8 protein-coding genes are annotated in these 15,011 nt (G+C 73.4%); 3 read left to right on the top strand and 5 right to left on the bottom strand.

Annotation, left to right across the window (positions count from 1 at the left end):
• Positions 1 to 26 precede the first annotated feature (26 nt).
• The 4 genes from O145_RS06910 to valS all read right to left on the bottom strand — a co-directional run bounded on the left by O145_RS06910 (position 27) and on the right by valS (position 9,293).
• Positions 27 to 1,793, bottom strand: coding sequence for an AMP-dependent synthetase/ligase (locus O145_RS06910; protein WP_084682444.1), 1,767 nt, complete (start codon positions 1,791 to 1,793; stop codon positions 27 to 29).
• Positions 1,794 to 1,843: 50 nt separating this feature from the next.
• Positions 1,844 to 3,748 (bottom strand): AMP-dependent synthetase/ligase, encoded by a 1,905-nt coding sequence (locus O145_RS06905; RefSeq protein WP_043561563.1) that lies wholly within the window; start codon positions 3,746 to 3,748, stop codon positions 1,844 to 1,846.
• A gap of 122 nt (positions 3,749 to 3,870) precedes the next feature.
• Positions 3,871 to 5,757 carry an AMP-dependent synthetase/ligase gene (locus O145_RS06900; protein ID WP_043561560.1) on the bottom strand — a complete coding sequence of 629 codons (1,887 nt, stop codon included), beginning with the start codon at positions 5,755 to 5,757 and terminating at the stop codon, positions 3,871 to 3,873.
• 713 nt (positions 5,758 to 6,470) lie between these two features.
• Complete coding sequence (valS, locus tag O145_RS06895; protein WP_043561556.1) at positions 6,471 to 9,293, bottom strand: valine--tRNA ligase; 2,823 nt, start codon at positions 9,291 to 9,293, stop codon at positions 6,471 to 6,473.
• Between the two features lie 475 nt (positions 9,294 to 9,768).
• Between valS and O145_RS06890 the strand changes: the two genes are divergently transcribed.
• From O145_RS06890 to O145_RS06880, 3 genes are all read left to right on the top strand, one after another.
• Positions 9,769 to 10,299 carry a hypothetical protein gene (locus tag O145_RS06890; RefSeq protein WP_156966635.1) on the top strand — a complete coding sequence of 177 codons (531 nt, stop codon included), beginning with the start codon at positions 9,769 to 9,771 and terminating at the stop codon, positions 10,297 to 10,299.
• Between the two features lie 201 nt (positions 10,300 to 10,500).
• Positions 10,501 to 12,333 carry an ABC transporter ATP-binding protein gene (locus O145_RS06885; RefSeq protein WP_043561551.1) on the top strand — a complete coding sequence of 611 codons (1,833 nt, stop codon included), beginning with the start codon at positions 10,501 to 10,503 and terminating at the stop codon, positions 12,331 to 12,333.
• A gap of 11 nt (positions 12,334 to 12,344) precedes the next feature.
• Entirely contained in the window at positions 12,345 to 14,084 is a 1,740-nt protein-coding gene (locus O145_RS06880) for an ABC transporter ATP-binding protein (RefSeq protein ID WP_043561645.1), read from the top strand.
• A gap of 60 nt (positions 14,085 to 14,144) precedes the next feature.
• Here O145_RS06880 and proC read toward each other — a convergent pair whose 3' ends face one another.
• Positions 14,145 to 14,969, bottom strand: coding sequence for a pyrroline-5-carboxylate reductase (gene proC, locus O145_RS06875; protein WP_043561549.1), 825 nt, complete (start codon positions 14,967 to 14,969; stop codon positions 14,145 to 14,147).
• Positions 14,970 to 15,011: the final 42 nt, after the last annotated feature.

Genomic DNA, 15,011 nt, shown 5'->3' with positions numbered 1-15,011 from the left:
GCCGGGCCTGAGAGGCCGGACCCGGCTCACCTGAGGGTGCGCGTGTAGAGCGCGTCGATCTCCTTGGCGAAGCGCTCCTGGGCCTGCGCCCGCCGCACCTTCAGCGAGGGCGTGAGCAGCCCGTTGGCGACCGTGAAGTCCCCGGGCAGCACCGTGAAGGTCCGGATGGACTCGGCCCGCGAGACCGCCTCGTTCGCCCGGGCCACCGCCCGCTCCAGGGCGGCCCGCACCCGCGGGTCGGACCCGGCCTGGACCGGGTCCATGTCCTCCAGGCCGTGGCCGGCCAGCCACAGCGGCAGCATCTCCGCGTCCAGGGTGATCAGGGCGCCGATGCAGGGGCGCCCGTCGCCCACCACGAGGACCTGGCTGACCAGCGGGTGCCCGCGCAGCCGGTCCTCCAGGACGGCGGGGGCGACGTTCTTGCCGCCGGCGGTCACAATGAGCTCCTTCTTGCGTCCCGTGATCCGCAGGAAGCCGTCGTCGTCGAGCGAGCCGAGGTCCCCGCTGCGCAGCCACCCGTCGTCGAGCGCCTCTGCGGTGGCCGCCGGGTTGTTGCGGTAGCCGCGGAACAGGCCGATGCCCCTGATGAGGATCTCGCCGTCCTCGCCCAGCCTCACCGAGGTGCCCGGCAGGGGCCGCCCGACCGAGCCGATGCGCGCGGCCGCCGGCAGGTTGACCGTGCACGGGGCGGCCGTCTCGGTCAGGCCGTAGCCCTCCAGGACCGTGACCCCGGCGCCGCGGTAGAAGTGCCCCAGGCGCTCGCCCAGCGGTCCGCCGCCGGAGATGACGTGGGCGACGCGGCCCCCCAGCAGGCCCCGCAGGGTGGAGAAGACCAGGCGGTCGAAGACGGCCCGCTGCGCCCGCAGGCCCCGGCTCGGTCCGTCCGGGGTGTCCAGGGCCCGCGAGTAGGCGATCGCGGTCTTGGCGGCCAGGCGGAAGACCTTCTGCCTGGCGCCTGCGGAGCGGGCGTCGGCGGCGTTGTAGATCTTCTCGAACACGCGCGGCACGGCGATGACGAAGGTCGGGCGGAATGAGGCCAGGTCGGTCACCAGGTTCCTCACGTCCGGCGTGTGCCCCAGAATGCCTGCCGGCGAGCAGATGATCGCGATCTCGACGAAGCGGCCCAGCACGTGCGCCAGGGGGAGGAACAGCAGTGCGCGCACCTCGGGGGCCTGGAGCACCTCCGGGACGTGGGCGACCGTGTTGACGCTCAGGTGGATGAGGTTGCCGTGGGTGAGCTCGACGCCCTTGGGGCGGCCCGTCGTGCCCGAGGTGTAGACGATCGTGGCCAGGTCGGTGCTCCTCAGGCCCGCGGAGCGGGCGTCGAGATCGGCGACGGCGTGCCGGCCCGCCGCCATGAGGTCGGTGACCGCGCCCCCGGCGATGGACAGCACCCGCAGCCCGCCCAGCTCGGGGGCGGTGGCCGTGAGCGAGGTCAGCATGGTCTCCATGGCCGCGTCCTCGACGACGGCCAGGCGCACGGCGGCGTCGGTGAGGATCCACCGCGCCTGCTCGGCCGAGGAGGTCTCGTAGATGGGCACGACGACCAGGCCCGCCTCCCAGGCGGCGAAGTCGAGCAGCGTCCACTCATAGCTCGTGTGCGCCATAATGGCGAGGGCGTCCCCGGGCCCCAGGCCGTGAGCAGCGAGCCCGGAGGCGACCTGGCGGACCTGGTCGCGGAAGGCCCGGGCGGACATCTCCCGCCAGCGCCCGCCCACGGAGGACTTGCGCGCGATCAGCGGGGCGTCGGGATTGGCCCGCACGCGCTCGGCCAGCGCCCACGGGCACGTCATGCCGTCGTGGACGGGCGTGAGCAGCGGGGTCGAGATCTCGCGGGCGGCGCTCACTCCCGGGGGCCCTTCCTCGTGGTGGAGTAGATGCTGGCGATCGTGTCGGCGTACTCCTGCATCACCCGGTTGCGCTTGACCTTCAGCGAGGGGGTCAGCAGGCCGTTGGCCTCCGTGAAGTCGGTGGTCAGCACCCGGTAGGTGCGGATGGACTCGGCCCGCGAGACCGCCCGGTTCGTGCGCGCCACCGCCCGGTCGAGGGCCGCCAGGACCCGCGGGTTGGTCGAGGCCTCGACGACGTCCATCTCCGGCAGGCCGTGGTTGCGCAGCCAGCCGGGCAGCATCTCGCGGTCCAGGGTGATCAGGGCGGAGACGAAGGGCTCGCCGTCACCGATGACCAGGACCTGGCTGACCAGCGGGTGCCCGCGCAGCCGGTCCTCCAGGACGGCGGGGGCGACGTTCTTGCCGCCGGCGGTCACAATGAGCTCCTTCTTGCGGCCCGTGATCCTGATCCAGCCCTCGGAGTCGATCGAGCCGATGTCCCCGGTGCGGAACCAGCCGTCGGGCGTGAAGGCCTCGGCGTCGGCATCGGGATTGTTGTGGTAGCGGGAGAAGACGCTCATTCCGCGGACCTCGATCTCGCCGTCGGCGCCCACTCGGGCCTGGGCGCCGCACACCGGCGGGCCCACGGTGTCGATCTTGTTGCACCAGTCGAGGTTGACGCTCAGGGGACCGATCGTCTCGGTCAGGCCGTAGCCCTCGAGGATGACCAGGCCCAGGCCGCGGTAGAAGTGGCCCAGGCGCGCGCCCAGCGGCCCGCCGCCGGAGATCGCGTAGCGGGCGTTGGGGCCCAGCAGGTCGCGGATGGTGCGGTAGACGAGCCGGTCCGCCACGGCGTGCGCGGCGGTCAGCCCGCGGGAGGGGCCCTCAGGGGCGTCCAGGGCGCGGGAGTACTCGATGGCGACCTTCGCGGCCCAGCGGAAGGTCTTGAGCCTGAAGCCGCCGCCGGCCTTCGCGTCCGCCGCGTTGTAGATCTTCTCCAGGACGCGGGGCACGGCCAGGACGTAGGAGGGGCCGAAGCCCTTGAGGTCGGGCAGCAGGGTGGCGACGTCGGGGGTGTGCCCGAGCACGCCGTTGCCGGCGATGGACAGCAGCTCCAGGCACCGGGCGTAGGAGTGGGCCAGCGGCAGGAACAGCAGCAGGCGCGTGTCGGGGGAGAAGAGCAGGTCGGGGATCCACCTCACGCCGTTCCAGGCCAGACCCGCTGCCATGCGGTGGGTGACCTCGACGCCCTTGGGGTTGCCGGTGGTCCCCGAGGTGTAGATGATCGAGAAGACGTCGTCGGCCCGCAGCGCCTCGGAGCGCTCGTCCAGGGCGGCGCGGGAGACCGTCCTGCCCTTGGCGGAGATGGTCGTGATGGCATCGCGGTCCAGGGACAGCACCTGCACCTCGGCGGCGTCGGGGTGGGCAGCGGCCCGCGCCGCCGCGGCGCCCCGCACCAGCTCGGCCAGCGCGGCCGACTCGGTGACCACCAGCCGCACGTCGGCGTCCTGGAGGATCCACTGCACCTGGGAGGCGGAGTCGGTCTCGTAGATCGGCACCGAGACCAGGCCCGCGCGGGCGATGGCCATGTCGAGCAGCGTCCACTCGTACGAGGTGTGAGCCATGATGCTCACGCTCTGGCCGGGCTCCAGACCCATCCCCACCAGGCCGGAGGCGACCCGGGCGACGTCCTCCCCGAAGCTGTGCGCCGTGACCTTGACCCAGGCGTGGCCCAGCGCGGCCTTGCGCTCGATGAGCGTCGAGTCCGGGGTGCGGGCGATGCGGTCGGCCAGCAGCCACGGGACCGTCCAGGACGAGTCCGGCTCGGTGATGGCGTCGCTGGTGGCGGCGCCGTCTCGGATGTAGGGCTTGCCTGCGACGGACACAGTGGGCTGGCCGGAGGTGGGGCGAGGATTCACCGCCTCATTGTGTCAGGCCGGTCAGTGCCGGCGGCCCGCGTGGAGCGCAAGATCTGACACTCTGTCTTGGAGAAATCCGCTAAAGAGGCCTCTGCTGATCGTGCGCTCTCACAGGTGCGGGCTCAGGAGTGCTCGGCGCGCACCGGGCCGCCGTAGATCTCGTCGATCCGGGCGGAGAAGCGCTCCACCGCCACGGCGCGCTTGACCTTGAGCGAGGGAGTGAGCAGCCCGTTGGCCTCCGTGAAGTCCCCGCTGAGGACCGCGATCTTGCGGATCGACTCCGCCCGCGAGACGTGCTTGTTGGCCCGTGCCACCGCCCTGTCGAGGGCGGCCAGGACCTGGGGGTCGGATGCGGCCTCGGAGGCGGTCATCGGGGGCAGGCCGTGGGAGCGCAGCCAGCCGGGCAGCATCTCGGCGTCGAGCGTGATGAGCGCGGCGATGAAGGGCCGCTGCTCGCCGACGACGATGATCTGGCTGATGAGCGGGTGCCCGCGCAGGGCGTCCTCGAGGGCGGCCGGGGCGACGTTCTTGCCGCCGGCGGTCACAATGATCTCCTTGGCCCTGCCCGTGATGCTCACGTAGCCGTCCCGGTCCAGGGAGCCGATGTCCCCGGTGCGGAACCAGCCGTCCGGCGTGAAGGAGGCCGCCGTCGTCTCGGGGTCGTTGTGATATCCCTGGAAGACCGAGGGGCCCTTGAGGAGGATCTCGCCGTCCTCTGCCACGCGCACGGCCATGGGCGGCAGGGGCGGCCCCACGGTGCCGATCTTCGTCAGCTGCGGCGTGTTGACCGAGACCGGGCCCACGGTCTCGGTCAGGCCGTAGCCCTCCAGGACGGGGATGCCGAGCCCCCGGTAGAAGTGGGCCAGGCGCTGGGACAGGGGCGCTCCGCCGGAGATGATCCAGTCCGCCCTCCCGCCCACGAGGGTGCGGATGCGCTGGTAGACCAGGCGGTCGGCCACGGCCCGCTGGGCGCGCAGCGCGCGGGACGGTCCGGCCGGGGTGTCCAGCGCCCGGGAGTAGGCGACGGCGATCCTGGCGGCCCAGCGGAACACCCTCCGGGCGCTGGCTGAGCCGGCCCGGGCGTCGGCGGAGTTGTAGATCTTCTCAAGCACCCGCGGCACCACCAGCAGGTAGGACGGGCGGAATGAGGCGAGGTCGGACAGGAGGTTCTTTGTGTCGGGCGCATGGCCGATGACGCCCTCCCCGGAGATCTGGAACAGTTCCAGGAAGCGCGCGAACACGTGGGCCAGGGGCAGGAAGAGCAGGAGCCTGGAGCCCCGCCCCATGGCGATCTCCGGCATCCACTGGTGGGAGTTGACGCACAGGTCGGTGAAGTTGCCGTGGGACAGGACGGTGCCCTTGGGCGCGCCGGTGGTGCCCGAGGTGTAGACGATGGTGGCGATGGAGGACGTCGTCAGGGAGTCGGCGCGCTCGGCCAGGGAGGAGCCGGGCGCGCTGCGGCCGGCCTCGGTGATGGCGCGGATCGCCTCGGTGTCCAGGGACAGCACCCGGGTGCTCTCCCGCCCCGCCGAGGCGGCGGCCGCGCGGACTAGCTCGGCCATGGTGATCGTCTCGGTGACGACGAGGCTGACATCGGCGTCGGTCAGGACGTGGGCGATCTGCTCGGCCGAGCTCGTCTCGTAGATGGGGACCGGGACCAGGGCCGCGGCCCAGCAGGCGAAGTCGAGCAGCGTCCACTCGTACCGGGTGCGCGACATGATGGCGACCCGCTCGCCGGGGCCCAGCCCCATGCCGATAAGTCCGGAGGCGACGGCCTCGACCTCCTCGGAGAAGTCGCGGGCGGTCACGGTGCGCCACACCTCGCTCATCTCCTGCTTGCGGGCGATGAGCGGGCGGTCCGCCGAGCGGGAGACGCGCGCCCGCAGCAGTGCGGGGATCGTCGTCCGCTCGTCGGTGCGCACCAGGGTGGGGGCGTGCCACTCCAGCGCACCGCGCCCGGCGGGGGCGCCGGAGGAGGGGGACGGGGAGGGGGAGGACGGGTTCGCCATGACGGCATTGTCCCTCCTCCCGCGCCGGCGCCGTCGGCGTTGCGGGCCGGCGGCCGGCATGGAACACCGGCATCGCCTCGGGCGCACCGCCCGTCTCACCCCCGCGAGACTTCCCGCCCGCCTTACCCCGCCCATGCCCTCCAGCTTACTCCGCCCATGCCCCCCAGCCCCGGCGGGCTCCCCCGCTCCCACGTGCAGCCCCCACCTTTCGGCCAGGCCACCGCACACCACCGGCGCCGGCCCCGACGGCTTTTACAACAGGGCCCGGGCGTCACCAGGCAGAAGGCGAGCCCCCTCCTCCGCCCGGAGGCCCGGATCAATCCCATTCACGGCGCCGATCTCGCGCAGCCCTGCGTCGACCGCCTGATGGCCGGGCAGGAGGGCGCGTGGAGCGCGGAGTGGCCGCAGGTCCTCACCTGGCGGGGTCTTGCGCCTTCTGCGCCCTGGGGCGGCCGGCGAAGGTCAGCACCGTCCCGCTCGCCGTCGTGCCGTCCTCATCGGGGCCCTGGGGCTCGTCAGCCCCGGGCGGGCGGACACGCTGCGCCTCGTGGCCTGGAGCACGCTTCACGGCTGCGCCGGCAGGCCCGTCGGGACGCGCAGGCTTCCGTCGTTCTACGCGCGCCACGCCGCCGGGGCCCGAGCCCGCACCGGCCGACGGCTCCTCGAAGGATGCCGGCTCCGGCTCCGGCGGGTAGCCGCACCGGCCGACGGCGTCAGGGCCTCTTGCGCCTGGGCGGGGCCTGGCCGAGCTCGACGGCGGTCACGCTCACCGGGGCGCCAGCCGCCTCGGCGCCGTCGTCGGCGCGTCCGGCCGCGGGCTCCGCGATCTCGACCGTGAAGGGACCGGTGACCTTGGCGGCCTCCAGCAGGTCCGCGCGCACGGCCTCGATGGCGGGTGCGGTCTCTGGCGCCACCGCCAGGGCGACCGACAGGATCGGCGTCTTCTGGCTCGTCCTGGCCTCCGACTTCACCTTGCGCAGGGCCGCCAGGGCCGTTCCCGCGCGCTCGACCAGACCGGCGTCGGCGTCGCCCGCGGCCGCTCGCAGGCCCGCCGCCTCGGGCCAGGCGGAGCGGTGGACGCTGCCGGTGCGGTACCAGCTCCACACCTCCTCAGTGACGAAGGGCAGGAACGGGGCCAGCAGGCGCACGAAGGTGTCCACCGCGATCGCCAGCGCGGTGCGGGCGCTGCGGACCGCGGCGGCGTCGTGGATGCCCTCGAAGTCGTTGGCGCGGTCCTTGACGAGCTCGATGTAGTCGTCGCAGAAGGTCCAGAACAGCGACTCGGTGACCTCCAGCGCGCGGGCGTGCTCGTAGCCGTCCAGGGCGGTCGTCGCGGTGTCCACGACGTCGGCGAGGGCGGCCAGCACCGCGCGGTCGATGGGCTCGGTGACGGCGCCCGCCTCCAGGCTCGGCGGCGGTGCCGCGGCCAGGGCCGCCTCATCGGCGTTGAAGGGGAGGCCCATGGACAGGGCGAACTTGGAGGCGTTGAGGACCTTGATGGCCAGGCGCCGCCCGACCTTGATCTGCGCCTCGTCGAAGGTTGCGTCCAGGCCCAGGCGGGCCGAGACCGCCCAGTAGCGCACGGCGTCGGAGCCGTACTTCTCCAGCAGGTCCATGGGGGTGACGACGTTCCCCTTGGACTTGGACATCTTCTTGTGGTCCGGGTCCAGGATCCACCCGGAGATGCCCGCGTGCGCCCACGGCAGCGCGCCGAACTCCAGGTCGGCGCGCACCACGGTGGAGAACAGCCAGGTGCGGATGATGTCCTGGCCCTGGGGCCGCAGGTCCATGGGGTAGGTGCGGGCGAACAGGTCGTCGTCGGTCAGCCACCCGCAGGCCAGCTCGGGGGACAGGGAGGATGTCGCCCAGGTGTCCATAATGTCCAGCTCGCCGACGAAGCCGCCGGGCGCTCCGCGCTGGGCCTCGGTGTAGCCGGCGGGCGCGTCCGAGGAGGGGTCGACCGGCAGGTCCGACTCGTCGGGGGTGATGACCGCGTCGTAGTCGACCTCGCCGTCGGCGCCGACCCGGTACCACAGGGGGAAGGGCACGCCGAAGAAGCGCTGGCGGGAGACGAGCCAGTCGTTGTTCAGGCCCCCCACCCAGTTCTCGTAGCGCACCCGCATGAAGTCGGGGTGGAAGGCCAGCTCGCGGCCCCGCTGAAGCAGCTCGGCGCGCAGGTCGGCGCCGCTCGCCGGGTTGGTCCACTCCCTGCCGCCGTTGCGGATGTACCACTGGCGGGAGGTGACGATCTCCAGGGGCTTGTCGCCCTTCTCGAAGAAGCTGGTCTGGCGCACCGTCCTGACGGGCTCGCCGCGCATCTCGCCGGTGGCGGTCAGCTCGCTCACGACCGCCTCGCGGGCGGAGTAGGTGGTCTTGCCGGCCATGGCCCCGTAGACCTCGCGGCCGTGGGCGTCGGTGATCCACCCGGGGGTCTCGGTCTCCAGGCGCCCGTCCTTGCGCAGCACCGCGCGCAGCGGCAGGTCGAGGTCGCGCCACCAGGCGATGTCGGTGGTGTCGCCGAAGGTGCAGCACATGGCGATGCCCGCGCCCTTGCCCATCTCGGCCTCGGGGTGGGGCAGCACGGGCACCTCGACGCCGAAGGCGGGGGAGGCGACCGTCATGCCGAACAGCGGCTTGAAGCGCTCGTCGTCGGGGTGGGCCACCAGAGCCGCGCAGGCGGGCAGCAGCTCGGGGCGGGTGGTCTCCACGCAGATGTCGGCGGTGCCGGCCGGCCCCGTCTCGACCGGGGCGCCGGCCGCCCGGGCCGCCGCGGCGGCATCGGCGTCGACGATGTGGAAGGCGATGCGGTGGTAGAAGCCCGGGTACTCCCGGGACTCCAGCTCCGCCTGGGCGACCGCCGTCTGGAATGTCACGTCCCACAGGCCCGGGGCGGCGCTCTGGTAGGCCTCCCCGCGCGCCAGGTTGCGCAGGAAGGCGGCCTGGGCGACCCTGCGGGCCCGCTTCCCGATGGTCTGGTAGGTCTGCGACCAGTCCACGCTCAGGCCCAGGCGGCGCCACAGGGCCTCGAACTGGGCCTCGTCCTCCACGGTCAGGCGCTCGCACAGCTCGACGAAGTTGCGCCGCGAGATCGGCACCTGGTCCCTGGCCCTGTCCGACCTGCCCTGCCCGCCGGCGAAGGGCGGCTCGAAGCCGGGGTCGTAGGGCAGGGTCGGGTCGCAGCGCACGCCGAAGTAGTTCTGGACGCGGCGCTCGGTGGGCAGGCCGTTGTCGTCCCAGCCCATGGGGTAGAACACGGCCCTCCCGCGCATGCGCTGGAAGCGGGCGACGGCGTCGGTGTGGGTGTAGGAGAAGACGTGCCCCACGTGGAGAGAGCCGGAGACCGTGGGCGGCGGGGTGTCGATGGAGAAGACCTCGGCCCGCTCAGCACCGCGGTCGAAGGCGTAGGTGCCCTCGGCCTGCCAGCGCTCGCCCCACGCGGCCTCCAGGCCGTCGGCGCTCACCCTGGCGGGAACGCGGGGGCTGTGCGGCTCGGAGGGCAGGAGGCGGGGGGAGCGCTCGGCGGGGGAACCAGACATGAGCCCGATTCTGTCACGGGGCGCAGGCGCGCCTTGAACGGGCGCCCTGCACCGCTGTGTGAAGTGGGCTACGGGGCGGTCCGGGCGGTGCGTGCGGGGCACGTGCCGCGCACGCGGATGCGGGGACGGGATGAAACTGAGCCCACGGACGTTTATCGTTCTGTTGCAGGCAACCCACTGACCAGCAACCCGCCCAGCACCCGACTTCCCGAAACCACTGAGAGGAGAGCCCGTGGACGAGCGCTCTCAGACGGCTCCGTCCGGGACATCCCCTGACCCCCGCCCGGCACCCGGTCGTGTACATGCTTCATCTTCGGCGTCCTCTGCGCCCGCGGGCGCCGCCGAGCTGGAGGCGCAGCGGCGTCTGCAGGAGGATACCGGCTCCGTCGAGCCCGTCAGCGCCGATATTGCCAGGCCGGCCGGCTCGCTGGCCGACGAGCGGGCGCCGAGCACGCCCGTCGCTCCGATTCCCGCGGTGAAGGCCTCGACGACCAAGCGGCTGTCCTCGCTGGCCCGCGCCCAGATCGGCGTCGCCGTGGTCGCCGGTCTCGGGGTCGTCGCCGCCCTGGCCATCATCGTGCCCGGCTCCGGGGGGCGGGAGAGCGGCCAGGGGGCCGCTCGTCCCACGGTCACCAGCACCGCCGAGGCCGGGCAGCCGTCGCCGACGGCGCAGACCACCAGGACCGCCCCCGCCAGGACGGCCCGACCCGCCGCTCCGGGCGCCTCCGGGGCCGGCCTGCCGACACCCGAGACCTCCGCGTCGGACGCGGCCCAGCCCGACGCCGGCCAGTACGACGCCGATGACCGTGATTACGGTGGTGCTGACGCGCCCGAGGCTGCGGACTCCGACAGGTCCGGTGAGCCGGACGAGCGGCCCGACGCGGAGACGGAGAAGCAGTCCGAGGATCCCGCGCCGCCCCACCCGCAGCACTCCTTGGCCTCCGAGACCGGCGTTCCGCAGCCGACGGCGCCCGCGCAGCCGTCCGATTCCGCCACCACCCCCTGACCGCGAGACCGGTAGTACTCCGCGCAGCGGCTGCGGCCGCCGTCGTGCCCGTCCGGGAGCCGATGCCGAGCGCTCCGGCCGCCCCCGGGAACTGGGAACAAGGGCCCTGGCCCCTGCCCCTATTGAGAATTAGGATCGCCTGATCTAGCGCGGTGCATCCCCGCTCCGGGCCGACTGCGCTGGTAGATGAGGAGGAACAGGATGGCGGTCACCATTGGCACGCTCATCAGTCCCGCGCGCAGAGCCATGGTCGCCTCCGGCCTGCTCACGGCCGCCGGGGCCGTTCTCGGCGTCGTGCCGTACGCGGCGCTGCACAATATGGCGGCCATCTGGCTGGGCGAGTCGGAGCGGGGCGGATGGGCCGCCAGCCCGTGGGCATGGGCGGCCGTCGCCGTCGTCTCCCTGCTCGCCGCGCAGGTGCTCTATCTCATGGGCCTGGGCGTCACTCACCTGGCCGAGGCCAGGCTGCGCCACCTGCTGCGCACGCAGGTGGTCGACGCCCTCGGCCACCTGCCGCTGGGGCGCGTGGCCGCCATCCCCCACGGCGCCATACGCAAGATGGTCGCCGACGACACCTCCTCCATCCACACCCTGGTGGCCCACGTGCCCGGGGACGCCACCAACGCCGCGGTCGGCACGGTTGCGGGCATGGCCTACCTCCTGTGGGCGGACTGGCGGCTCGCCCTGGCGCTGCTCGGCGTGTGGTGCCTGGTGCTGGTCGCCGCCGCGGTCCCTGTCGTGCGCGGCTTCGGTGACATCACCGACCGCTTCGGCGTCGCCCAGACCCGGCTGGCGGCCGCCACCGTCGAGATGCTCGAGGGCGTCAAGGAGATCAAGAGCTTCCAGGCCGCCGACGCCACCCGCACCCGCTTCAACGCCGCCCGCGAGCACTTCTCCGACATCTCCTACGAGTGGGTCTCCGCCTCCGGGAGGACCATCAGCCTCATGGGCGCCTTCCTGCGCCCCGCCACCGTCTTCGCCACCGTCGCGCCCCTGGCGGTCCTCTTCGTGGCCCGGGGATGGACGCAGCCGTCCGCCACCCTGCCCTTCTTCCTCCTGGCGCTGGGCCTGCCCGAGGGGCTGCAGACGCTGGTCGGCATGATGCAGCAGATGTACGAGTCCCGCATGGCCGCCCAGACCACCGCCGAGCTCCTGTCCCAGTCGCCCATGCCCGAGGGCGCCCGCAACGAGGGGGAGGGGCCGGCCCCGGGGCGCGTGGAGGCCGACGGCGTCACCTTCTCCTACGAGGCCGGCTCCCCGGTGCTGCGGGGCGTGTCCTTCACCGCCGAGCCGGGCACCGTCACCGCCCTCGTCGGCCCCTCCGGCGGCGGGAAGTCCACCCTGGCCCGCCTCATCGCCCGCTTCTACGACGTCGACGACGGCGCCGTGCGCGTGGCCGGCATCGACGTGCGCGAGGCGACCTTCCCCTGGCTGCTCTCCAGGGTCGCGATCGTGCTGCAGGACGTGGACCTGTCGCACGACTCCGTGGCCGACAACATCGCCCTGGGCCGCCCCGGGGCCACCCGCGAGCAGATCGAGGCCGCGGCGCGGGCCGCCTGCATCCACGAACGCATCATGCGCCTGCCCCGCGGCTACGACACCGTCCTGGGTGAGGAGGGCGGCTTCCTGTCGGGCGGCGAGCGCCAGCGGGTGACTCTCGCCCGCGCCTACCTCCAGGACGCCCCCGTCCTCGTCCTGGACGAGGCCACCGCCCAGGCCGACCCCGCCTCCGAGCGCGACATCCACCTGGCCCTGTCCCGCCTGACCGCCGGCCGCACCGTCATCGTCATCGCCCACCGCCTGTCCACCGTGCGCGACGCCGACCAGATCCTCGTCGTCGACGACGGGCGGATCGTCGAGCGCGGCCGCCATGACGAGCTCGTGGTGGCGGACGGCCGCTACGCCTCCATGTGGCGCAGCCAGGACCTGGACCCCGGCGGCCCCGGCGGCTCAGATGATGATGACGGCGATGACGACCCCGAGGGCCGCGATCGCGCCGGAGCCGCCGCGGCCACCGCCGGAGAGGGGGAATGACCGTGCGGACGATGTGGACGATGCTGCTGCGCCTGGTCAACGCGCGCGAGATGCGGGTGGTGCTCGCCTGGTTCGTCGCCTCGGCGGTCCTCCAGGGAGTGACCCTGGCGCTCATGGTCCCCTTCCTGCGCGCCCTCTACGGGCGTTCGAGCTCCCTGGCCCCCTGGCTCGCCGCCGTCGTGGCGCTGGGGGTCATCACCTTCGCCGTGGACGCCTTCGCCATGTTCCGCTCCTACCGGGTGAGCGTCTACGAGGTCTGCGACACCATGATCGACCGGGTCGCCGAGCACGTCCTCGCCCTGCCGCTGGGCTGGTTCAGCGCCCAGCGGCAGGCCGCCGTGGTCAACGCGACATCCAAGGAGGTCAACACCCTGTCGCACCTGACCTCCCTGGTCATCCCCCACCTGTGCAACGCCTTCATCGTGCCGGTGGTCATGCTCGTGGCCACGGCCTTCGTCGAGTGGCCGCTGGCCCTGATCATGGCGCTCACGATCATCCCCCTGGCCCTCATCTGGCGGCGCATGGCCGCGGCGACCACCCGTGCCAACGAGCTGGAGGACTCCGCCTCGGCGGCGGCGGCCGGCCGCCTGGTCGAGTTCGCCCGCCTCCAGCCGGTGCTGCGCGCCAGCGGTGTCACCGAGACCGGCTGGGAGCCGGTGCGCGCGGTCCTCGAGGCCGACTCCGAGGCCACCCTGAACAGCCTGCGCATCAAGAGCCGGCCCGCCCAGGCCTTCAACCTCGTGGTCAATACGGCCTTCGCCCTGGTCATGGCCACCGGCCTGTCGCTGGTCAGCGGCCACCGGCTCGACGTGGTCGCCTACCTGGCGATCATGGCCGTCACCTCGCGCATGCTCATGCCGCTGACCAGGGCCGCCCTGTTCTCCACCGAGGCCGATGGCGCCCGGGTCGCCCTGACCGCCATGAGCTCCATCCTCGACGCCGAGCCCCTGCCCGAGCCCGCCCCTGAGGAGCGGGCCCGCCCCGAGGGCACCACGATCGCCCTGGAGAGCGTCTCCTTCTCCTACGACGAGGGCCGCCCCGTCCTGAAGGACGTGTCCCTGACCGCGCCGCAGGGGCGCGTCACCGCGCTGGTGGGCCCCTCCGGCGCCGGCAAGTCCACGATCCTGCGCCTGGCCGCCCGCTTCTGGGACGTCGGCTCCGGGGCCGTGACCATCGGCGGCGCCGACGTGCGCGCCCTGCCCACCGCCGAGGTCATGGCCATGACCTCCATGGTCTTCCAGGACGTCTACCTCTTCGACACGACCATCCGGGAGAACCTGCGCGTCGCCCGGCCCGGGGCCACCGACGCCGAGCTGGCTGAGGCGGCCCGCCGCGCCCGCCTGGACCGGGTCATCGAGGCGCTCCCGCACGGGTGGGACACGAGGGTGGGCCCCGGCGGCCTGAGCCTGTCCGGCGGCGAGCGCCAGCGCGTGGCCATCGCCCGCGCCTTCGTCAAGGACGCCCCGATCCTCCTGCTCGACGAGATCACCTCCGCCCTGGACGGGGAGAATGAGTCGGCGATCACCGAGGTCGTGCGCGACCTGTCCCACGGGCGCACCGTCATCGTGGTGGCCCACCGCCTGTCCACGGTCCGGCGGGCCGACGAGGTCGTCTTCCTGGAGCCCGCCGACGGCGGCGCGCGGGTGGCGCAGCGGGGCGCGCCGGCCGACCTGGCCGCCGCCCCCGGCCCCTTCCGCGACTTCGTCGAGGCGTCCACGGCCGCCTCCCGCTGGCACCTCGCCCGGGGCTGATACCGGATGACGGCGGGTGCTGCGCAGGCGGCCCGACCGGCCGCGCGGCCCGGGGCGCGCTCAGGCCCCGAGCGCGCGGTCGCGGGCGACGGTGGCCCGCACCGCCTCGACGACGGCGGGCGAGAAGCCGTGCCGCTCCATGGCGACCAGGCCCGCCACCGTCGTCCCGCCGGGGGAGCACACGGCGTCGATCAGGTCCGCCGGCGTGCGGCCGGTCCCGCCCGCAGCCCGGCGCCCCGCCTCGCGGCGGACCATGGCCGCAGAGCCGAGCAGCGCCTGGGTGATGATCTCGAGCGCCTGCGCCTTGGGCAGCCCCGCCTCCACCCCGCCCCGGGCGAGCGCCTCGACGAAGGTGAGGATGAAGGCGGGGGAGGAGCCGGCCAGGGCCGTGAAGGCCGGGAAGTCCCTCTCCGCCAGGACCACCGTGCGCCCGACCAGGCCCATGAGGGAGGCGGCGGCCTCCAGGTCGTTCTCGCTCGCCGCCGCGCCCGCCGTCAGCGCTGTCATGGACTCGCGCACGGACGCCGCCATGTTGGGCATGGCCCGCACCACCCGGGCGCCGTCCGGCAGCAGGGCCTCCAGGTCCGCCGTCGTCAGTCCCGCCGCGATGGAGACGACCAGGGGCGCCCGCTCGGCCAGGACCTCATGCAGCGGTGCCAGCGCGACGGGGACAACGTGAGGCTTGACCGCCAGGACGACGACGTCGCCGGCGCGCACGAGCTCCTCAGGGCCGGAGGCGAGACGCACACCGGTGCGCGCCGCCAGTGCCGCGGCCGAGCCGTGCGCGCTCCACACCGTCGTGTCGGCGCCGCGCCCGGAGGCGACCAGGCCGACCACGATCGCTCCCGCCATGTTGCCCGCACCGATGAATCCGTAGGTCGTCATGCCCCCACCCTATCCGCGCTCCGCGGCCCCGCATGGACCGAT

It is taken from the genome of Actinomyces israelii DSM 43320, assembly GCF_000711965.1.
GTDB lineage: Bacteria > Actinomycetota > Actinomycetes > Actinomycetales > Actinomycetaceae > Actinomyces > Actinomyces israelii.
The sequence above is the reverse complement of the archived record's forward strand: the minus strand, read 5'-3'. Positions and strand labels throughout refer to the sequence as shown.